This is a genomic window from Chromobacterium sp. (genome assembly GCF_041912965.1).
GTDB classification, from domain to species: domain Bacteria; phylum Pseudomonadota; class Gammaproteobacteria; order Burkholderiales; family Chromobacteriaceae; genus Chromobacterium; species Chromobacterium aquaticum.
This window is the reverse complement of sequence record NZ_JAYSGF010000005.1, coordinates 150,150-169,986: the sequence shown is the minus strand read 5'-3', so window position 1 is coordinate 169,986 and position 19,837 is coordinate 150,150. Positions and strand designations below refer to the sequence as shown.

The following is a 19,837-nucleotide window of genomic DNA, read 5'->3' as shown; positions in this document are numbered from 1 at the left end:
GGTTGCGCCAGTCCTCCTCGGTGATCTTGAAACGCTTGAAGCCGGTTTCCTCGCGGCCCTTGAAACGCGCCATCTGCTCGTCCTTGCTGATGGCCAGCCAGAACTTGACGATGACGGCGCCGTTTTCGCTGAGCTGATGCTCGAAGTCGTTGATCTCGTAATAAGCGCGCATCCAGTCCGCCTCTTTGGCGAAGCCCTCCACCCGCTCCACCAGCACCCGGCCATACCAGGTGCGGTCGAAGATGGTGATGCCGCCCTTGCCCGGCACATGGCGCCAGAAACGCCACAACCAGGGCTTGGCCTTTTCTTCCTGCGTCGGCGCGGCGATGGGCACCACCCGGTAACGACGCGCATCCAGCGCCTGGGTGATGCGGCGGATGCTGCCGCCCTTGCCGGCAGCGTCGTTGCCTTCGAAGGCCAGCACCAGCGAGTGCTGGGCGAAGCGCGGATGCCGGGTCAGCCGGTGCAGCCGGCCTTGCAGTTTTTCCAGTTCAGCCTTGTATTCGGCCTTGTCCATGGCCTGGTCCAGCTGCAGGGTGTCCAGCAACAGCTTGTTGTCTATCGGCGCCAGCAGCGGTGGCGCGTCTATCAGCTCGGCCTGCGAGCCCTGCGCTTGCGCCAGGCGGTTGCGGATGGCGTTGAGCAGGGTGTTGCCCACGGTCAGACTGCGGTAATTGGCGTCCTCGCCGTCCACCACCACCCAAGGCGCGGCGGCGGTATTGGTCAGCCGCAGGATGTGCTCGGCGGATTTGCGGATCTTGTCATAGCGCTCGTAGTGTTCCCAGTCGGTCTTGGTCACGCGCCAACTGCTGGCCGGGTCTTTTTCCATCTGCTTGAGCCGCTTGTGCTGCTGTTCACGGGTCAGGTGGAACCAGAATTTCAACACCAGCGCGCCGTCCATGGTCAGCATGCGCTCAAAACGCAGAATGTCGAAAATCTGCCGGTCCAGCGCGTCGCGGTCGCTGCGGGCGAACACCCGATCGAACAAGGCATCGGAATAATAAGAGCCGAAGAACATGCCGATGCGGCCCTTGGTCGGCAGTTGCATCCAGTAGCGCCACATCCAGGGCCGGGAGCGGGCATCGTCGTTGGCCTCGGCGAAGGCGACGGTGTCTATCAGCCGCGGGTCCAGCCATTCATTGATCAGATTCATGGTTTCGCCGCGGCCGGCGCCGTCGAAACCGTGGATCAGGATCAGCACTGGAAAGTCGGCTTTTTCCTTCAGGTCGTATTGCAGATCCAGCAAGGCCTCGCGCAATTTTGGCATGGCTTCGCGGAAAGTCTTTTTGTCTATGCTGTGGCCGATTTCGGCGGATTCGAACATGATGCGTCCTTGTTATTGTCGGCTCGCCCCGGCGCTACTCTCCCCTTGAACCTGTTTACGATCTGCTGCGCGTCGGCGGGATAGATAGAAATGGGCGTTGAAACCGAGCTCAAAATGCTCATGCACCACCTGTGTATTCCGCTTTTTCGCTCGTTTTCGCCTTGTCTCGCCTTAGCTCGCAAGATCGTAAACACATTCTTACCGGATGCGTTCCACTTCAGATAATTCAGCTTAGTCGGATACCCCTGGCTCGCGCACTCCGCATTCCTACGCATGCCCGCCGGCAAACCAATGGTCCAGCGCGTCCAGCAGCGCCGGCGCCGGCTGGTCGTGCCAGATGCCGCAGCCATCGGCGCCGATGCCGCGCAGATAGAGATAGCGCACGCCACCGAAGCGGGCGGCGAAATCGATGCCGCGCGCGCTGAAATAGCGGCGTAGCGCCACACTGTAGATCAGGTACTGCAGATAATAATGCTCCTGCGCTATCGACTCCGCCAAGCGCTCCGCCCGGTAATCCTCGTGCTGGCCGCCCAGATGGTTGGATTTGTAGTCCACCAGGTAGATAAACCCGTCCGCCTCGAACACCAAGTCCATGAAGCCCTTGAGGAAGCCGCGCACGGTGGCGAAGTCCAACTGCGCCGCCGCCGCGCGCAAGGGCGCGGCCAGGCCGTGCTCCGGCGCGGACAGGATGGCGGACAGCCGAGCCACTTCCAGCTTGGGCGCCGGCAGCATGAACTCCATTTCCACCAGCCGCTTGCCGTCCGGCACCGCCGCCAGCGTCACGCCCGGGTCCAGTTCTGCATTCAGCGTCGCCGCCACCATCTCATAACCGGCCTCGGCCCATTCCGGCGCGAAGCCGTGCTTGGCCAGCGCCAGTTCCACCGCTTGGCGCAGCCCGGCCGCGTCGACGCCAAAGCTGATGGTTTCGAAAATCTCGTGCAGGCAGGTACCCGCCTTGGCGCCGCGTGGAAAACCGAAGCGATCCAGCGCCGGCGGCTCTTGCGGCGCCGGCGCCGAAGGCTGGCGCGCGTCGTGGTCCGGACTTTCCTGCCATTTGCCAGCCGCCTGCGCATGGGTCAGCGAGGTGAAGCTGGCCACTCGCCACGGCGCGGCCAGCCGCCGCGCGAAAACCTGCGCCCGGTAGTCCTGTCCGCCGGCGCGCGGCGCGGCCAGCGACGACCGCTCCACAGCCCCTTCCAGCACCGCGCAGGCGGCGCCGGCCTCGGCATTGGCCGCGGCGACGAAGCCATCCAGCTGACGCCTGACCACCCCGGCGTCCAGTTCCAGCTGTTCCAGCTGCGGCAAACCACGCGCGTCGCGGCCGTGCAGCAGCCAGGACAGCGCCGCGGTTTCCATGCCGCGCACCCAGCCCCAGCACAGGTATTGGCGGTATTGCGCCCTAGTTAGCGCCACATAGAGCAGGCGCAGTTTTTCCGCCAGCAGCTCGCTGCGCGCCGCCAGCCTGACGTCGGCGTCGGCGGCGACGTCCGGCGCCAGCCAGGATTGCTCCTCGGCGTGGTAACGCCAGAAGGCGGTGTCGCGCCGCTCCAGCGCGCCGCCCCATAGAAAGGGGCAGAAGGCCACCGGGTATTGCAGGCCCTTGGCGGTATGGATGGTGACGATCTTGACCAGGGCCGCGTCGCTCTCCAGCCGCAGCACCGCTTCTTCGCCGCCCGGCGGCTGCGCCACCCGCGCTTCCAGCCAGGCCAACAACGGCGCCATGCCTTGCCGGCTGTCGCTTTCCTGCTGCAGCAGTTCCGCCAGATGCGATAGATTGGTCAGCCGCCGCTCGCCGTCCGGCAGCGGCAGCAGGCGCTCGGCCACTCGCTCACGCGCGAAGAAATGCCGCCACGCCGCCATGAAACCGCGTTCGCGCCACAGCAGATGATCGGCGGCATTGGCCTGCAGCTGCGCTTCCCAGCGTGTCTCGTCCTCGACCCTGGACAGCAGTTCGCCGGCATCGACGCCAGCGAGTTCGGTCACCAGCGCCGCGCGCAAGCGCGCCTCGCTGGCCGGTTCCGCCCAGGCGCGCAGCAAGGCCAGCAACTCGCCGGCCTCCCGGCTGGCGAACACGCTCTCCTGGGTCAGCGCCACGCTGGCCACGCCGCGCTCGGCCAACGCCTGCCTCACCCTATCCCCCTGGCGATGGGTGGACACCAGCACCGCGATGTCGCCGCCGGCCAGCGGCCGCCGCGTCTCGCCACCGACGATGGCGGCGCGGCCGGCGGCGGCCAGCGCCAGCAAGCGCGCGATCTCGTCGGCGCAAGCGTCCGCGGCCAGCGCGGTGGCGGCTTCGCCGCTGGCGGCCTTGTCCGCCGCCTCCGGCTGCAGCCATTGGAAGCAGAACGGCGACCGGCCATCGTCGACTTCCAGCCGGCCGCCGGAAGCCGGCGCCGCAGCCACCGGCTGGTAGGCGATGCCGTCGATCAGGAACGGCAGCTCACGCGCGAACAGCGCGTTGACGGCGCGCACCAGCGGCGCCTCGGAACGGCGGTTGGTGTCCAGCGTGTAATGGTGTTGCGCGTCGTCGCGCGCCGCCAGATAGGCGAAGATGTCGGCGCCGCGGAAGCTGTAGATCGCCTGCTTGGGATCGCCAACCAGGAAGACCGGCCGCTGCTGCGCGACGAAGCAATGGCGGAAAATCGAGTATTGGATGGGATCGGTGTCCTGGAATTCATCGATTAGCGCCACTTGGAAACTGCGTGCCACATGGGCCGCCAGCAAGGGGCCGCTGATCGGATCAATCAGCGCCGCGCCCAGATCGGTCAACAGATCGTCGAAACCACGGCTGCGCTCGCCGGCGCGGCGCGCGCTCAGCTGCTGATTAACCCAATCGATCAACTCCAGCTTCAGTTGCGCCACCGACAGGGCCACTTCTGCCAGATAAGCGTCCCAGGCGCCCAGCCAGGCCTCCACCAAGGCGAACAAGGGATGCTCCGGAGCGGCATGGCCTTTCTTCATGCCCTTGGCCAGGTTGGACGGCAGCCATTTATCCAGTTGGCGGCGGCCGTCCTTGTCCAGCACCGGCACCGTGTCCGGCGTGCGCAGCAGGGCGTCCAGCGCCTCGATGGCGCGGCCAATGATGGCCGGACTGTAGCTGCGCGCATTGAAGCCTTCGACCGCGCGCAACACATCGGCGGCCTCCGCCGCCAGTTCCGGCCGCGCCGCCAGCGCCCGCCAGCCCTGCTCCACCGCGAGCAAGGCGCGTTCGAGGCCGGCGACATGCGGCGCGCGCATGCGCAGATAAGGCTTGGATAAATAGGGGCGCACCTCGGCCAGCCAGGCGTCCGGCGTTTCACCGTTATCCACCAGCACCTGGGCCAGCAAAGGGTCGTCCACCACTCGCCGTCGCCAGAAGTCGTCGACGATTTCGACCAGTCTGTCCTCGTCATCGCTGACCAGTTCGGCTTCGAAGGTCTGGCTGCTTTCGAAGGCGGCGTCGGTCAGCACCCGCTGGCAGAAGCCGTGAATGGTGTAAATGGCGGCGGCGTCGAAGCCGGTGATCGCCGCGTTGAGCCGCTGCAGCGCCAGGGTCCGTACCGGACCAGGTGGAAAACGCACCGCCAGCGCCGGCAGGAAGGGATCGCCGCCGGCATCGCCGTCGCCGGCCAAGGTCTGCGCCAGCTCGCTCAAGCGCCGGCGCAGCCGTTCACGCAGCTCGGCGGTGGCGGCCTTGGTGTAGGTGACCACCAGCAGTTGATCGATGCCGGGCGGCGGCTGGCCGTCGCGCTCCTCCAGCAATAGCCGGGCGAACAGGGCCGCGATGGTCCAGGTCTTGCCGGTGCCGGCCGAGGCCTCGATCAGATTGATGCCGGTCAGCGGACAGTTCAGCGCGTCCAGCGCTTGGGGAAGCAGGCTCATGATGGCGACACTTTAATGCGATTCGGCCATTTAAACGACCCGTAAACGTCTGTTTATGCTGTTGCGCACGGGAGCGGCATCCTGAGCAGCCCCACGCCCCCCGGCCTCAAAAGCGCTCATCCAGGATCGCGGGCAGGATGATTTCCCGCGCGAAGGAGGCATCGGACAAGTTCAGCAAGGCGCGCGTCAGGCTCACCACATCATGCAAGGGAATCAGTTGGCCGGCGCCGCGCTCGGCCGCTTGCGCGCGCGGCACGGACAAATCGTCCTCGGTGTTAAGGTAGCCCAATTGCAGGCAGGTCACGGCCAGGCGCTGGGCGCGATACTCTTCGCGCAGCGCGTCGGCCATGCCGCTCAAGGCGAACTTGCTGGCGGCGAAAGCCACCTCGGGCCGGCCGCTGCGCGGCAGCGCCGATGTCGATCCGGTCAAGAACAACTGCGGCTTGGCCGCGCCCGACATGCGCGGCAGCACATGCTTGAGCAGCAGGATGGTCGCCGTGATATTGACCTGCACCACCTCCATCAGCTCCAGGTCCGAGCAATGGGAAAACGCATAGGACGGCTCGAACGCCTCCCGCTCCCAGATGCCCACATTGCACATCACCACGTCCAGCCGTTCCGGCAACGCGCTCATCACCTGTCGCACCGCCTGGGTCGGATTCGACAAATCGGCTTCGATCCAGTCCAAAGCCACGCCAGCCGGCGGCTTCAAACCTTCCGGTCTGCGCCTGGAGACGCCGATCACGCGATCGCCCTCCTGCCCCAATCCTTCCACAAAAGCCTTGCCAAGGCCCCGGCTCGCTCCAATGATCAGTATATTCACGGCCTCTCCCGTTTGAGCAGATTCTGCGCGGCGCTTCCGCGGCAGTTCCAGGCCAGAAGGATAACCGATTCGTCAGATTTGTCGGCCATGCCGGCAAAGGGGATAATCCCTGCCCGAACACTTGCATTCAAGGCCAGACACAATGAGCGACACCGCAATCCGACTTTCAAAACGCATGGTGGAACTGGGCTTGTGCACGCGGCGCGAAGCCGATGCCTGCATTGAGCAGGGCCTGGTGAAAGTGGACGGCCGGATCGTCACCGCGCTGGGCAGCCGGGTGGAACCGCAACAACGCATAGAACTCTTGGGCCGGCCCGACGCGCAACGCGACGCGGCAATCACCTTGCTGCTGCACAAGCCGGCCGACGCCGAGCCGCTGACGCTGCTGGGGCCGGACAGCCAGATGCCCGGCGATGTCAGCGGCCTGAGCTGGCTGCCGCGCCATCGCCAGCATCTGCAAGGTTTCGGCGCGATGGCCGAGCATGCCCACGGCTTGGTGGCGCTGACCCAGGACCGCAAGCTGGCGCAGCGGCTGGCCGATTGCCAGCTGGAGTTCCTGATCAATGTCGACGCCGCGCCTTCCGCCGCAGATCTACAGCAACGGCAGAACGGCCTGTGCCCCGGCGGCAAGCCTCCACGCGATCTCAAGATTTCGCGCCAGAGCGACCGCCAGCTGCGCTTGGTGTTGCCGGCACGCGACGCGCGCTGGTTGGACGATATCTGCGCCGGCCTCGGCGTCAGCCCGCTGGCGCTGCGCTGCATCCGCATCGGCCGGCTGGCGATAGGCCAGTTGACCGCCGGGCAATGGCGCTATGTGCCGGACTTCGAGCGTTTCTGAGAACCGATTCAAAGTCTGCTGCGCGTCAAATGCTCATGTACCGCCTGTACATTCCGCTCCCTCGGCTGTTTTCGCCTTGTCTCGCTCTTGCTCGCTAGATCGTGAACCGGTTCTGCGAGCTTAGTTTCATGCCCAGCGCCAGCGCCGCCGCCGCATTGCGCGCGGCGCGGCGCACATTGTCGCTCGCCTCGGCCAGCGCCTGTTCCACGCTGCAAGGCCGGCTGACCGCGGCGAACACCGCGTCCAGCCCATGCGCATGGGTCAGCTCGCTGCCGGCGCCCAGACAACCTCCTATCGCCAACACCGGCACGCCATAACGCCGGGCGACGCGGGCGACGCCAATCGGCGTTTTGCCCTGCACGCTCTGGCCATCGATACGGCCTTCGCCGGTCACCGCCAGATCGGCGTCGGCCAGCGCCGCGTCCAGGCCCACCGCCTCGGCGACGATGGCGCTGCCGGAGCGTAGCTGCCCGCCCAAGCAGGCCAACAGCGCGGCGCCCATGCCGCCGGCGGCCCCGGCCCCCGCCACCTCCGTCACCGCCACGCCCGCCTCGTGTTCCAGGCGGGCGGCGAAATGCGCCAGCGCCGCGTCCAGCTCGGCCACCATCGCCGGGGTCGCGCCCTTCTGCGGCCCGAAGACAGCCGACGCGCCGCGCGGCCCGGTCAGAGGGTTGTCGACGTCGCAGGCCACGTCGATGCGGCAGCCGGCCAAACGCGGTTCCAGGCCGGACAAATCCAGCCGCGCCAACCGCGCCAGTGCCGCGCCGCCCGGCGGCAGCTCCCGCCCGTCCACGTCCAGCAGCCGCGCGCCCAGCGCCTGCAGCATGCCGGCGCCGCCGTCATTGGTGGCGCTGCCGCCTATCCCCAGCACGAAGCGGCGCGCGCCGGCGTCCAGCGCCGCGCGTATCAGTTCTCCGGTGCCGTGGCTGCCGGTCAACAAGGGATTGCGCCGCGCCGGCGGCACCAGCGCCAGACCACTGGCGGCGGCCATCTCGATCACCGCGACGCCGTCCACGGTCAAACCGTAACGCGCGGACACCGCCTCGCCCAACGGGCCTCGCACCAGCGCTTCGCGCCACTGCCCCCCCAAGGCGTCCAGCATCGCCTGCACCGTGCCCTCGCCGCCATCCGCCATCGGCAGCTTGCAATAGCGGGCAGCGGGAAATATTTCGCGGAAACCGTCCTCGATCGCCTGGGCCACGTGCAGCGCGCTCAGGCTTTCCTTGTAGGAGTCCGGGGCTATGACGATTTTCATGCGGTTTTCAATCACAGAAGATGACAAGAGCAAGATATTAGCGATTGACCAGCCGCGGCGGAATCCTCAGCACCAGCAGCGCGCCCGCCAGCATCACGCCGGACAGGATGTACAGCGCCGGATCGGTGCTGTGGGTCAAGTCCTTGATCCAACCAACCAGAAAGGGGCTGACGAAGCCGGCCACCTGGCCCAGGGAGTTGATCAACGCCAGCCCGCCGGCGGCGGCGGCGCTGCCCAGGAAGGCGGTGGGCAACGGCCAGAACATCGACAGGCCGGCGAGCGCGCCCATGGTGGCCAGGGTCAGGCCCAGCATGGACAACCAGACCACGCCGCCGCTATTGGCCGCCAGCAGCAAGCCGGCCACGCCCATCAACAGTGGCAACACCACGTGCCAGCGGCGCTCGCCGCGCCGGTCGCCGGAACGGCCGACCCAGACCATGAAGAAGCAGGCGGCCAGATATGGCAGCGCGCTGAGCCAGCCGATGGCGCCGGCGTTCTGAAAGCCCAGGCCCTTGATGATGGATGGCAGCCAGAAGTTGATCGCGTACACCCCCATCTGGATGGCGAAGTAGATCGCGCCCAACATCCATACATTGACATTGCCCAGCACGCTGGCGAAAGACTGCTCCATCGGACGCTGCGCCGCGCGCCGCGCCTCGTCGTCGATCAGCGCCTGCTGCATCGCCGCCTTCTCTTCCGCGCTCAGCCAGCGCGCCTGGGCGATGCCGTCGTTCAGATAGAAATACACGCCCAGACCCAGCAATACCGTGGGCAGGCCTTGCAGCAGGAACAACCACTGCCAACCGGCCAGGCCGCCCTGGCCGGCGGCGAAATGCTGCAGCATCCAGCCGGACAGCGGGCCGCCCAGCACGCCGGACACCGGGATCGCCGACATGAACAAGGCCATCACCTGGCCGCGCTTGTCAGCGGGGAACCAGCGGGTGAAATACAGCACGATGCCGGGGAAGAAGCCGGCCTCGGCCACGCCGGTGAAAAAGCGTAGCGTATAGAAGGACTGCGGCGTGGAGACGAACATCAGGCAGGCGGACAGCGCGCCCCACACCAGCATCAGCAAGGCGATCCAGCGCCGCGCGCCCACCTTGTGCAGCATCAGATTGCTGGGCACGCCGCACAAGACGTAGCCGATGAAGAAAATGCCGGCGCCCAGGCCGTAGACCGTCTCGCTCAGGCCCAGCGCGTCCAGCATCTCCAGCTTGGCGAAGCCGACGTTGACGCGGTCCAGGTAGTTGAACAGATAACAGACAAAAATGAAGGGAATCAGCCGCCACACGGCTTTTTTGTAAGCACCGTCCAGAATGTCCTGCCGCGGCGCGTTCGGGGTTTCGCTAGGGTTCAAATCCATCTCCTCCGCGCGCGGGGGCCTTCCCTCCGGCGCATCTCCTTGGTTCTGATGAATATTGTTTTTGTATTGTGCCGCCCATTCTGGTCAGCGCCGCCGGAAAATTCTTCATGCAAACATCTGGTTTATGCACTGGGATTGCCGGAATATATTATGCAAACGCACAAAACCGGGAAGCGCCATGCCCATTCTGACCGCCGAACTCGCGCAGGACATCGTTAGCCGCACCATGCGCATCATCCCCTTCAATGTGAACGTGATGGACGCCCAAGGCGCGATTCTGGGCAGCGGCGACGCTGGCCGGCTGGGCCAGTTGCACGACGGCGCGCTGCTGGCGCTGGCACAGCGGCGCACGGTGGAGATAGACGAGGCCACCGCCGGCAAGCTGCATGGCTCGCGCCCCGGCATCAATCTGCCCTTGCAGGTGGACGGCCGCATCGCCGGCGTGGTCGGCTTGACCGGCCAGCCGGAGCAGGTGCGCCAGTTCGGCGAACTGGTGCGGCTGACCGCCGAGATGATTCTGGAACAAGCGCAGTTGCAGCGGGCGCTGCAACACGACGCGCGCCAGCGCGAGGCTTTCGTGTTGGAGTGGATACGCGAGGAATCCGACGCGGCGCTGGATGCTTGGGCGCAGCGGCTGGGGCTGCGGCTGGATCAGAACCACGTGGCGCTGAGCCTGCAGCTGGATGCGACGGACTTGGCCGCGGACCAGGCCCAGGCGGCGCTGCAGCAGTTGCAGGCGGCGCTGGCGACGCGCTGGCCGCGGCTGCTGAGCGCGGTCGCGGCTCCGTACGAGTTGGTCTTGGTGGAGGCTTGCTCAGAAGACGGCGAGGCCGAAGGCGGAACGCAGCTGCGCCGTCGGCTGCACGCGCTCAACGCCTGGCTGGAACAGGCGGACACGCCGGACTACCACTTGGGCATGGGCATTGCGCTGCCCGGCCGCGATGGCGCCGCCCAATCCTGCCGCAGCGCGCGCGCCGCCGCGCGCATCGGCCGGCAGCGGCAGCCGGAACGGCGGGCGCACAGCTATTACGAACTGACGCTACCGGTGCTATTGTCCGATCTCAATCACGGCTGGCAGGCGCAGCAACTGCGTCTGCCGCTGCGACGGCTGGAGCATGCCGGCAAAAGCGGGCTGCGCCGCACCGCCGAAGCCTGGTTCGCCCACCAGTCCCATCCCGGCGCCACCGCGCGGGCGCTGCACATCCACCGCAACACGCTCGACTACCGGCTGGCCCGCATCGCCGAAATCACCGGCCTGGATCTGCAACGCCACGAGGACCGCTTCCGGCTTTACATCGCGCTGTTGCTGGGCTGAAGAAACTCAGTCGCCGCCGGCATCGGCTTCGGGCTGCCGGCCTATGCGCTTGAGCCGCGCGGGCTTGGCGCCCTGCTGCGCCAGCGCGATTTCCAATAGGGTTTCCAGACGAATCACGCGCTCGGTCAGGCTTTCGATCTTGGCCTGCTGGCTTTTCATCGCTCCGGCCATGCGCTCCACCTTATCATTCATCTTGATCACGGTGGTCAGCGCGTCCCACATCTTGTCAGCCACCCCCATCACGCCACCCGCTTGCCACTGGCGCGCGCTTCCATGACGGCGATGCGGCGGTTGGAGGCCTCGACATAGCTCAAGGTCTCGTCGATGGCGGCGCTGGCTTGCGCGGTGGTTTTCTCCATCTGCGCAATCATCGCGGCCAGCAGCGCATCGTCGTCCCCGGGCCGGAAAGCGTCGGCGGCACGGCGCATGAACTCCCCCACCGGCAGGCCAGCGGCCTCGGCCAGTGCCTTGTAGCGCTTCTTGTCCTCCGCGGTGACCAGCACCGGAATCCGTTCCGTCGTCATTGCCGTAAACCTCCCTGATAGATGGTCATGTGCAGCACATGACCATCATAAACAGCGCCCCCCGCCGCGGCAAGCCTCCGGCGGCGGCGGCGCTGGATGCGCTACACTAGCGCTTTTCCCCAGAATTCGCCGCCATGACGCGAACAAGCACCCTCTCCCGCCGGCTGGCTTGGACCGCCGCCGCCGGCTGCCTTGGCTACTATCTGCTGCTGGCGCTGCGTCCGGCCTGGCTGGAAGCCAAGCTGGGCGGCTGGCCAGCATCCGTCCTGCTGGCGCTGGCCATGTTCCTGCTGTTCTTCCTGCTGGCCGCCGGCTATGCGCTGGCCGCCGGCCGCGCCGACGATGCGGAGCGTTCATGAGCCACGCTTCCGCCTTTTTCCTATTATTCGCGCTGCTGACGCTGGCCATCACCGCCGCCGCCGCGCGGCGCACCACCTCGGCCGGCGATTTCTACACCGCCGGCGGCCGTATCCGCGGCTGGCAGAACGGCCTGGCGCTGGCCGGCGACTACCTGTCGGCGGCGGCCTTCCTCGGCGCGGCCGGCATGTATCTGTCCCAGGGCTACGATTCGCTGGCCTATGCCGTCGGCACCCTGGCCGGCTGGCCGCTCTTGCTGTTGTTGCTGGCGGAGAAACTGCGTGGCAGCGGCTGCTATACCGCCGCCGCGGTGCTCAGCCGCCGCTTCAACCATGACGGCGTGCGGCTGGCCGCCAGTGTCAACTCGCTGACGGTGACGCTGTTCTATCTGATCGTGCAGATGGTGGGCGCGGGCAAATTGATCGAGTTGCTGTTTGGCCTGCCCTATCTGGCCGCGGTGAGCCTGGTCGGCGCGCTGATGGTGCTCTACGTGGCCTTGGGCGGCATGTTGGCCACCACCTGGGTGCAGATGGTCAAGGCGGTGCTGATGTTCGGCTGCGCGCTATTGCTGGCCGGCGGCGTGCTGGCGCGCTTCGGCGGCGATCCGGCGCGGCTGTTCGCCGCCGCCGAGGCGCTGCGCGGACCGCAAGCCTTCCTGCCCAGCCCGGCTCTGAGCGATCCGCTGGAAGTGCTGTCGCTGGGCCTGGGCCTTTGCCTGGGCCTGCTGGGCCTGCCCCATGTGCTGATGCGCTTCTTCACCGTGCCGGACCGCCGCGCCGCGCGCCAGTCCGCCTGCTTCGCCACCGGCCTGATCGCGCTGTTCTTCGCCGTCAACATCATCATCGGCTACGGCGCGTTGGCGCTGGTGGGGCCGGAACCCAGCTTCCACGACGCCGCCGGCAAGCTGCTGGGCGGCGGCAATATGGCAGCCATCCACCTGGCCACCTTATTGGGCGGCCCGGCCTGGCAGGGCCTGGTGGCGGCGGTGGCCTTCGCCACCATCCTGGCGGTGGTATCCGGCCTGGCCATGGCCGGCGCCAGCGCCATCAGCCACGATCTCTACGCCGCCTGGTGGCGGCGCGGCCGCGCCGACGCCAACGCCGAGCTACGGGTGTCGCGGCTGGCCACCGTCGGCCTGGGCCTGCTGGCGCTGCTGCTGTCCACGCTGTTCCAACAGCAGAACATCGCCTTCCTGATGGGCCTGGCCTTCGCCATCGCCGCCTCGGCCAATTTCCCGGTGCTGCTGCTCGCCCTGCACTGGCCCGGCCTCAGCGCGCGCGGCGCGCTGTGGGGCAGCCTGGGCGGCCTGGCCGCGGCGGCGGCGCTGATCGTGGCCGGCCCAGCGGTATGGGTGGGCGTGCTGGGCCACGCCAAACCGCTGTTTCCCTACGCCAACCCGGCCCTGTTCTCGGTGCCGCTGGCCTTTGCGCTGGCTTGGCTGGGTTCGCGCCGCGGCGCAACGGCGGTATCATCGGCTAGCGAAACTTCTCACCGACCCTGACCCTCATGACCACACTGACTCTTTACGGCAACCGCTTGTCCGGCCACAGCTATAAAGTGCGCCTGGCGCTGATGCTGGCCGATGTTTCCCATGATTACGTCCACGTGGACCTGGCCGTGCCGCGCGAGCAGCGCCCGGAGGATTTCCGAGCTGCCAGCCGCTTCGGCGAAGTGCCGGTGCTGGTGGCCGACGGCACCGCGCTGTGCCAATCCAACGCCATCCTGCAATGGTTGGCCAATAATTTCGGCCAGCTCAGCGGCGAGCACGGCAGCCGCGAGACCGTGCGCGAATGGCTGAGCTGGGAAGCCAACCGTGTCGGCTTGTCGGTGCCCAATCTGCGTTGGTCGCGGCTGAACCAGCTACCGCAGCCGGAGGTGGAAGCCTGGCTGGAACAACGCGCGCGCGCCGATCTGGACACCCTGAACGCCGCGCTGGCCGAACAGCCTTACCTGGCCGGCCAGCGCCTGAGCATTGCCGACCTCTCCGCCAGCGCCTATCTGTGGTGGCTGGCCGACGCTGGCCTGGCCATCGCCGACTGGCCTCAGGTCCAGGCCTGGCTGGAGCGCATCGCCCAGCAGCCCGGCTGGCAGCACCCCGATGTGCTGATGGCGCCGGACATTCCCGACTAAGCCCCCACGGAGCCCCGCCCATGTCCTCCCGTCCTGATTGCATCAAACACTGGAGCGAGCTGATCGAGCCCGGTTCGCAAAGCTATCCCGGCAGCCAGGAACCGCTGGCGCGCGGCGCGGCGCTGGGCAAGCATTACGGCTTCGCCCGCCTCGGCATCCATCATGAACTGCTGGAGCCGGGCCAACGCACCAGCTGGCCGCACGCGGAAAAAACCGAGGACGAATTCGTCCACGTGCTGGAGGGCGAGCCCGACGTCTGGCTGGACGGCGCGCTGCACCGGTTGCGGCCCGGCGATTCGGTCGGCTTCAAGGCCGGCAGCGGCCTGGCCCACACCTTCATCAACAATAGCGATAGCCCAGTGCGCCTGCTCTGCGTCGGCGACGTCAACCGCGACGACAACCAGGTGCACTATCCGCTGCATCCTGCGCGCAACGCCGCCATCGGCGATCTGCACTGGAGCAACGCGCCGGAACGGCCGCTGAGCGATCACGACGGTCTGCCCGATCTGCTGCGCGCGGCCGGAGGCCCTTTCTGACATGGACGACTTTCTCCAAGCCGCGGCCTCCCTGATCGGCCCAGCCCACCTGCTGACCGAGGCCGCCGACACCGCGCCCTACACGCTGGACTGGCGCCGCCGCTATCAAGGCCGCCCGCTGGCGGTGGCGCTGCCCGGCAGCGCCACCGAGGTGGCCGAGTTGGTCAAGCTCTGCCGCCGCCACCAAGTGGCTATCGTGCCGCAAGGCGGCAACACCTCCACTTGCGGCGCGGCCACGCCGGACGCCAGTGGCCGCCAACTGGTGGTGGCGATGCGACGGCTGCGCGCGGTGCGCAAACTGGACGCGGACAACAACGCCATCACCGTGGAAGCCGGCGTCACGCTGCGCGAGGTGCAGCTGGCGGCGGAACAGGCCGGACGGCTGTTTCCGCTGTCGCTGGCCTCGGAAGGCAGCTGTCAGATCGGCGGCAATCTGTCCACCAATGCCGGCGGCGTCGCGGTGCTGCGCTACGGCACCATGCGCGAACTGACGCTGGGCCTGGAAGTGGTGCTGCCGGACGGCCGGGTGCTGGACGCGCTGGCCGGCCTGCGCAAGGACACCACCGGCCTGGATCTCAAGCAATGGTTCATCGGCGCCGAAGGCCAGCTGGGCCTGATCACCGCCGCCACGCTGAAACTGTATCCGCTGCCCAGCGCCCGCGCCACCGCGCTGATCGGCGTGGACGACATCGACACCGCCATCGCCTGGCTCAACGGCCTGCGCCAGCGCTTCGACGACCGTCTCACCGCCTTCGAGGTGATCGAGGCCGATTGCCAGCAGGCGATCGCGCGCCATCGTCCCGGCCAATTACCGTTCACCGCGCCATGGCTGTTGTTGATCGAGCTGTCCGACGGCGGCGACGCCGCCGCGTTGAACGAGGCGCTGCTGGACTGGCTGGCCGGGCAGAACCCGCGCGACGGCGTGGTGGCGCAAAGCGAGACCGAGCGACGCAAGCTGTGGCTGCTGCGCGAGGAGATTTCGGAAATCCAGAAACTGGACGGACCCAGCATCAAGCACGACATCGCGGTGCCGACCTCGGCGCTGCCGCAATTGGTGCGCGACTGCGGCGCCGCGCTGCGTCGGGCTTATCCCGGCGTGCGCATCATCGCCTTCGGCCACGCCGGCGACGGCAATCTGCATTACAACATCAGCTATACCCGGCCCGGCAACGTCGATCTGTTCGAAGACGAAGCCGCGGTCAACGCCATCGTCTACGACCACGTCTACCGCCTGGGCGGCACGCTGGCGGCCGAACACGGCATAGGCCAGCTCAAGCCGCAATGGCTAGAGCGCTACAAGGACCCGCTGGCGCTGGAACTGATGCGCACGCTCAAGGCCGCGCTGGACCCGGAGCGCTTGATGAATCCGGGCAAGTGGCTGTGATCGATCCCCCTGTCGCGCTCAGCCGCTGAGGTCCAGGCAGCCCGGCAGCGAGTTCGCCAGGCGAGCCAGCGTTTCCATCCAATCCCCCGGCTCGCGTTGGCGGAACAGGCGATGCCGCGGATACCAGGGCGTGGTTTCGCTCCCCAACCCCCAGCGCCAGTCGGTGTGCCGCGCCGACAGCAGCAAGGCGCAGGGCAAGCCCAGCGCGCCGGCCAAGTGGCCGAAGGCGGTGTCCACCGTCACCAGTCCGTCCAGTTCCGCCAGCAAGGCGGCACTGGCGGAGAAATCCGCCAGCTCATCACCCAGGGCCGGCACGCCGCGCGCGCGCAGCCAGCCGCGCTCAGCCTCGTTCAACTCCGGCTGCAAGGCCAGCCACTGAACACCGGGCAAGGCCAGCAAGGGAAGCAGCGTCTCCAGATCCGGCAAGGAGCGGCAATGATCAAACTCATGCTCCGGCCGGCCACGCCACACCAGTCCCAGTTTGCGGCCGCTGCTTGGCAAGCGCGCGCGCCAGACGGCGCGGCTGGCGGCTTCGGCGCGCAGATAGGCCGGCTCCGGCGCGGGCTCCGGCTGCAACAGGCCGGGCAAGCTCATCGAAAACACATGGCAGTCGTGTTCCGGCCACGGTCCCGCCAGATCCGCCAACGGCAGCCACTCCACCGGCCCACCCTGCGCTCGCAGCAAGGGCAGCAGCACAGGCCGGCAGGCGACGATCATGCGTCCGGGGCCGCGTCGCAGCAGTTCCGGTAAATAGCGCGCCATTTGCAGCGCGTCGCCATAGCCTTGCTCCAAGCACAGCAGCAGGCTGCGGCCGGCCAGTTCCTCCCCGAGCCAGCACGGCGATGGCGGCGTGGGCAGCGGCATCGTCTCCAGCCGCGCCTCGTGCAGCGGCCAGCCCTCGTCCCAACGTCCCTGGGTCAGCAGCAAATAGCCCAGATTGCGGCGCAGTCCGGCGTGCAGCGGCTGAGCGTCCAGCCCGGCGCGCAGCGTCACCTCGGCCTCTTCCCAGCCGCCTTGCTGCGCCAGGATCAAGGCCAGGTGCTGATGCGCGTCGGCGTCGGCGGGCGCCAGCGACAGCTCACGGCGCGCCAGCGGCTCCGCCTCCGCGCTGCGCCCCTGCCGCCACAAACACAGGGCCAGATTGCCCAGCACCTGCGCCTGCCGCGGCGCCCGCTCCGCCGCCGCGCCCAGACAAGCCTCGGCCTCGGCCCAACGCCGCTGCAGCTGCAACAGCAAGCCCAGATTGCTCAAGACGCCGACATGGTCGGCATCCTGAGCCAAGGCGCGGCGCAACAGCGTCTCCGCCTCGGCGTGCTCGCCGCGCTCGGCCAGCCGCTGTCCCAGCAGATTGAGCGTATCGACATCATCCGGCGCGAGCGCCAATGCGCGGCGCAGCCAAACCTCGGCCTGCTCCGGCTGTCGCTGGTACAACAAACGCCCCAGATTGAAGCTGTGGGCGGCGGATTGCGGCCGCAGCCGCAAGGCCTGCCGATATTGCGCCTCGGCCTCGTCCAGTCGTTCCGCCTCCTCCAGCAGCACGCCCAGATTGCCATGGCAGGCGGCGTGTTCCGGACGCTGCTCCAGTTCGGCGCGGTAATGCGCCTCCGCCTGCGCCGCCTGGCCCTGGCTCATCAGGCAGCGCCCCAGATTGTAGTTGGCGTCCGGCGTATGCGGATCGCAGTGCAGCGCCTGGCGCCAGCATTGCTCGGCCAGCGCCAATTGCTCCAGCCGCGCGGCGCAAACGCCCAGCAGATTCCACAGCTCGGCATTGTCCGGCTGGGCTTGCAAGCCGCTTTGCGCGGCCAATAGCGCGCCGCTGACATCGCCGGCGGCCAGCAAGGCGCCGGCGCGCAAGGCGTCGGGGGTCAAATCGGTCATAAGCTCTCGGCGCCCGGAACGCATCCGGGCCGGACGCATCCTGATAAGCGCTTTTTGAAATCAGCGAAATATCGTCTCCCGCATAGTAACCAGCATTCTCTCTTCATGAAATGCCATCCGCCATGCCTAGCCTGAATCTGCTCCAAGCCCTGCGGCCGTCCAACTGGATGCGCAGCTCCGACGCGCGCCCAAGCGCCACCGCCCATGACGGCCCCGTCGCCGGCAGCGCGCCGGCGCCGCGCAAGCTCAGCGCCGCCGACATCCAGCGCGTGGCTCCCGACGGCGGCTGGCTCAGCCACCTGAGCCAGCACGCGCAAGCGCCCCAGGCGTCCTCGCGTTCGCTGCACGGCTTGTACGCGCTGCAAAGCCACAAACTGGAAGCCGCCCACCTGGCCTTGCATGGATTCGGCCTGGGGGACAGCGCCGAGGCCAAGACCTTGCACGCGATGGCCGAGCAATTGCAGGCCGCCCGCTTCAAGCCAGACCGCGCGGTGCAGCCGCGGGAAATGGCCTCCAATTCACAGCTGAGCCGCGATGTAAGGGCGGTGATCGCCACGGCGCTGACCCGGGCTGGCCTGCCGGCCAAGCTGGCGCAGCGCGAAGCCAAAGCCTCATTGCAGCAGGCCAGCACCCGCTTGTTGAACCAGCGCCCGTGGCAGACGGTGGAAACCCGCCTGCAACACAATGGGCGCGAATACAGCTGCACCCTGACTCCGGCCGGGCAAATGAAGCTGGGCGGCGCCGGCGATATCTTCCCCAACGGCTACCACGACAATGGCGTCTGCTCGGCCTCCACCACCGAGACCAGCCACGCCGCCAATCTGTGGCTGTCCGAACTGCATAGTCCGGACGCGGACGACGCGCAGCGAACCCTGTTCAAGGGGATTCGCCACGGCATTCTGTCGCCCTATGGCGTGGAAGACGCCACGCGGCGTCAGGACGGCGCGCGCCAACGCGCGACCGAGGTCGCCACCGCCGCGCTGTTTTCGCAGCCGGACACGCTGCGACAAGCGCTGGCCGGCGATACTGTCACCCTGCGGCTGACCTCGACCGCGCTGGTCACGCCGGGCCTGGGCGGCGAAGGCGGCATGCTGCGCGATCAGATCGGCGCCTGGCGCGCGCTGAGCTCGGCGCCGCAGCCGCTGACGCTGCAAGTCAAAAACGCCGATGGCGAGCTGCAAGCCGTTCAGGTGAAGCTGGAGGTGGCCGCCTTCAATTTCGGCGTCAATGAGCTGGCGCTCAAGCTGGGCATGGGCCATGGAGAATCCGACAAGCTCAACCTCGAAGCCTTGCATCAATTGCTGGGTCCGGATCTGAAGCCGGACGCCGCGCTTGGCGGCTGGGTGGGCAACTATCTGCGAGACAATCCGGACAACAGCGGCCGAGTCTGGCAGATGGCCCAACAATTAAAGGATATCTGGGCGCGGCAATCCCATCGCCGCGATGGCGGCGAGCCTTACAAGGCGGCGCAGCGGGTGGCGATGCTGGCCTTCGAGATCGGCGCGGTGCCGTGCTGGAACTGCAAGAGCGGCAAGGACCGCACCGGCATGCTGGATGCCGAGATCAAGCGCGAGGCGATCGCCCAGCATCAGGGACACGCGCCCAGCCGGCCCGAGGCCGCGCTGGATGCGGGCATGCGCGAACTATTCGGCAAGGTGCTGACCCAGGGCGGCAATCTGGAGGTGCAGGCCTACAACACCGGCGCACCCGGCAACAAGGTGATGAAGCAACTGCCCCTCGGCTCGCTGCTCAATCTGTCCTACGCCCAGCGCGTCGGCGACGCCGCGGCCTGGCAGCAGGCGCAGGGCTTGTCCACCCTGCTCAAATCCTGAGGAGGCGCGCGATGAATACGCTCTTGCTCAGTTTGTACGACACCTTGGGGCTGGCACTGGACGACGAGGAGCCGGTGCTGTTCTTCGGCGACGACTTCGCGGTGCACTTCGAGGAAAGCGCCTCCGGGCTGGAAATGGTGTGCCCGCTGGGCGCGCTGCCCGCCGACGCCGGCACGCTGCAGCGCCTGCTGCAGCACAACTTCGCCAATCGGGTCACGCTGGCGGCGGACGCCGACGGCGAACTGCTGCTGGCGCTGCTGCGGCTGCCGGACGACAGCAGCGGCGCCGAGCTGCAAGCCGGGCTGGAGTTCCTGGTCGGCGTCGCCCGCGGCCTGCAGGCCGAACTGGGGCTGGGCGGCCGGCTGGATGCGCAAGCCGGCTGATCCGCCACATGTGAAAACGGCCGGGGAGCATGCT

Annotated in this window: 16 protein-coding genes and 1 pseudogene; 9 read left to right on the top strand and 8 right to left on the bottom strand. The window is 67.5% G+C overall.

All coding sequences use genetic code 11. From position 1 onward, the window contains the following. The 3 genes from pap to ACE3QM_RS04505 all read right to left on the bottom strand — a co-directional run. The coding region (gene pap, locus ACE3QM_RS04515; protein ID WP_374420546.1) for a polyphosphate:AMP phosphotransferase at nucleotides 1-1,324 on the bottom strand (1,324 nt) is incomplete at its 3' end. Nucleotides 1,325-1,591: 267 nt separating this feature from the next. Further along, nucleotides 1,592-5,185 carry an exodeoxyribonuclease V subunit beta gene (gene recB / locus ACE3QM_RS04510; protein WP_374420545.1) on the bottom strand — a complete coding sequence of 1,198 codons (3,594 nt, stop codon included), beginning with the start codon at nucleotides 5,183-5,185 and terminating at the stop codon, nucleotides 1,592-1,594. A 106-nt stretch (nucleotides 5,186-5,291) separates the two neighbouring features. Further along, on the bottom strand, nucleotides 5,292-6,008 hold the full coding sequence (locus ACE3QM_RS04505; protein ID WP_374420543.1) for an SDR family NAD(P)-dependent oxidoreductase: 717 nt from the start codon (nucleotides 6,006-6,008) through the stop codon (nucleotides 5,292-5,294). Nucleotides 6,009-6,150: 142 nt separating this feature from the next. Here ACE3QM_RS04505 and ACE3QM_RS04500 point away from each other — a divergent pair, with 142 nt between their 5' ends. Further along, nucleotides 6,151-6,846 carry a S4 domain-containing protein gene (locus tag ACE3QM_RS04500; RefSeq protein ID WP_374420540.1) on the top strand — a complete coding sequence of 232 codons (696 nt, stop codon included), beginning with the start codon at nucleotides 6,151-6,153 and terminating at the stop codon, nucleotides 6,844-6,846. Between the two features lie 94 nt (nucleotides 6,847-6,940). Here the strand turns inward: ACE3QM_RS04500 and ACE3QM_RS04495 are convergent, their stop codons facing one another. Together ACE3QM_RS04495 and ACE3QM_RS04490 are read right to left on the bottom strand one after the other, a co-directional pair. Beyond that, nucleotides 6,941-8,101: a glycerate kinase gene (locus ACE3QM_RS04495; RefSeq protein WP_374420538.1), complete on the bottom strand. Its 1,161-nt coding sequence runs from the start codon at nucleotides 8,099-8,101 to the stop codon at nucleotides 6,941-6,943. Between the two features lie 37 nt (nucleotides 8,102-8,138). Next, the gene (locus tag ACE3QM_RS04490) at nucleotides 8,139-9,458 is read right to left on the bottom strand and encodes an MFS transporter (RefSeq protein WP_374420536.1); all 1,320 of its coding nucleotides are present in this window, start codon (nucleotides 9,456-9,458) and stop codon (nucleotides 8,139-8,141) included. Between the two features lie 184 nt (nucleotides 9,459-9,642). Here ACE3QM_RS04490 and ACE3QM_RS04485 point away from each other — a divergent pair, with 184 nt between their 5' ends. Next, nucleotides 9,643-10,779: a sugar diacid recognition domain-containing protein gene (locus ACE3QM_RS04485; RefSeq protein ID WP_231465403.1), complete on the top strand. Its 1,137-nt coding sequence runs from the start codon at nucleotides 9,643-9,645 to the stop codon at nucleotides 10,777-10,779. A 6-nt stretch (nucleotides 10,780-10,785) separates the two neighbouring features. On the opposite strand, the gene ACE3QM_RS04480 is transcribed toward ACE3QM_RS04485, so the two are convergent. Next, the gene (locus tag ACE3QM_RS04480; RefSeq protein WP_048409460.1) at nucleotides 10,786-11,019 is read right to left on the bottom strand and encodes a hypothetical protein; all 234 of its coding nucleotides are present in this window, start codon (nucleotides 11,017-11,019) and stop codon (nucleotides 10,786-10,788) included. Further along, nucleotides 11,019-11,303, bottom strand: a complete 285-nt coding sequence (locus tag ACE3QM_RS04475) for a hypothetical protein (protein WP_048409459.1) — start codon at nucleotides 11,301-11,303, stop codon at nucleotides 11,019-11,021. The genes ACE3QM_RS04480 and ACE3QM_RS04475 overlap by 1 nt, the downstream gene beginning before the upstream one ends. Before the next feature lie 128 nt (nucleotides 11,304-11,431). Between ACE3QM_RS04475 and ACE3QM_RS04470 the strand changes: the two are divergent. The 5 genes and pseudogenes from ACE3QM_RS04470 to ACE3QM_RS04450 form a co-directional block, all read left to right on the top strand. Further along, nucleotides 11,432-11,662: pseudogene (locus ACE3QM_RS04470) on the top strand (DUF485 domain-containing protein); the annotation flags it as partial. After that, nucleotides 11,659-13,161 (top strand): sodium/solute symporter, encoded by a 1,503-nt coding sequence (locus ACE3QM_RS04465; protein WP_374420533.1) that lies wholly within the window; start codon nucleotides 11,659-11,661, stop codon nucleotides 13,159-13,161. The pseudogene ACE3QM_RS04470 and the gene ACE3QM_RS04465, both read left to right, overlap by 4 nt. Nucleotides 13,162-13,166: 5 nt before the next feature. Next, nucleotides 13,167-13,790 carry a glutathione S-transferase family protein gene (locus ACE3QM_RS04460; protein WP_374420531.1) on the top strand — a complete coding sequence of 208 codons (624 nt, stop codon included), beginning with the start codon at nucleotides 13,167-13,169 and terminating at the stop codon, nucleotides 13,788-13,790. Between the two features lie 20 nt (nucleotides 13,791-13,810). Further along, entirely contained in the window at nucleotides 13,811-14,326 is a 516-nt protein-coding gene (locus tag ACE3QM_RS04455; RefSeq protein WP_374420529.1) for a cupin domain-containing protein, read from the top strand. Nucleotide 14,327: 1 nt separating this feature from the next. Then, nucleotides 14,328-15,710, top strand: a complete 1,383-nt coding sequence (locus ACE3QM_RS04450) for an FAD-binding oxidoreductase (protein ID WP_374420527.1) — start codon at nucleotides 14,328-14,330, stop codon at nucleotides 15,708-15,710. Between the two features lie 18 nt (nucleotides 15,711-15,728). On the opposite strand, the gene ACE3QM_RS04445 is transcribed toward ACE3QM_RS04450, so the two are convergent. After that, nucleotides 15,729-17,588, bottom strand: a complete 1,860-nt coding sequence (locus ACE3QM_RS04445) for a tetratricopeptide repeat protein (protein ID WP_374420525.1) — start codon at nucleotides 17,586-17,588, stop codon at nucleotides 15,729-15,731. Between the two features lie 122 nt (nucleotides 17,589-17,710). Here ACE3QM_RS04445 and ACE3QM_RS04440 point away from each other — a divergent pair, with 122 nt between their 5' ends. Both ACE3QM_RS04440 and ACE3QM_RS04435 read left to right on the top strand, forming a co-directional pair. After that, entirely contained in the window at nucleotides 17,711-19,420 is a 1,710-nt protein-coding gene (locus ACE3QM_RS04440) for a type III secretion system effector inositol phosphate phosphatase (RefSeq protein ID WP_374420523.1), read from the top strand. 11 nt (nucleotides 19,421-19,431) lie between these two features. Next, complete coding sequence (locus ACE3QM_RS04435; protein WP_231464904.1) at nucleotides 19,432-19,803, top strand: CesT family type III secretion system chaperone; 372 nt, start codon at nucleotides 19,432-19,434, stop codon at nucleotides 19,801-19,803. The last annotated feature ends 34 nt before the right edge of the window (nucleotides 19,804-19,837 follow it).

Bases quoted from the DNA above. Each gene is read 5' to 3' on its own strand.
- recB (WP_374420545.1), bottom strand. From the start codon at position 5,185: ATGAGCCTGCTTCCCCAAGCGCTGGACGCGCTGAACTGTCCGCTGACC.
- ACE3QM_RS04500 (WP_374420540.1), top strand. From the start codon at position 6,151: ATGAGCGACACCGCAATCCGACTTTCAAAACGCATGGTGGAACTGGGC.
- ACE3QM_RS04495 (WP_374420538.1), bottom strand. From the start codon at position 8,101: ATGAAAATCGTCATAGCCCCGGACTCCTACAAGGAAAGCCTGAGCGCG.
- ACE3QM_RS04485 (WP_231465403.1), top strand. From the start codon at position 9,643: ATGCCCATTCTGACCGCCGAACTCGCGCAGGACATCGTTAGCCGCACC.
- ACE3QM_RS04480 (WP_048409460.1), bottom strand. From the start codon at position 11,019: ATGGGGGTGGCTGACAAGATGTGGGACGCGCTGACCACCGTGATCAAG.
- ACE3QM_RS04475 (WP_048409459.1), bottom strand. From the start codon at position 11,303: ATGACGACGGAACGGATTCCGGTGCTGGTCACCGCGGAGGACAAGAAG.
- ACE3QM_RS04465 (WP_374420533.1), top strand. From the start codon at position 11,659: ATGAGCCACGCTTCCGCCTTTTTCCTATTATTCGCGCTGCTGACGCTG.
- ACE3QM_RS04460 (WP_374420531.1), top strand. From the start codon at position 13,167: ATGACCACACTGACTCTTTACGGCAACCGCTTGTCCGGCCACAGCTAT.
- ACE3QM_RS04455 (WP_374420529.1), top strand. From the start codon at position 13,811: ATGTCCTCCCGTCCTGATTGCATCAAACACTGGAGCGAGCTGATCGAG.
- ACE3QM_RS04450 (WP_374420527.1), top strand. From the start codon at position 14,328: ATGGACGACTTTCTCCAAGCCGCGGCCTCCCTGATCGGCCCAGCCCAC.
- ACE3QM_RS04445 (WP_374420525.1), bottom strand. From the start codon at position 17,588: ATGACCGATTTGACCCCCGACGCCTTGCGCGCCGGCGCCTTGCTGGCC.
- ACE3QM_RS04440 (WP_374420523.1), top strand. From the start codon at position 17,711: ATGCCTAGCCTGAATCTGCTCCAAGCCCTGCGGCCGTCCAACTGGATG.
- ACE3QM_RS04435 (WP_231464904.1), top strand. From the start codon at position 19,432: ATGAATACGCTCTTGCTCAGTTTGTACGACACCTTGGGGCTGGCACTG.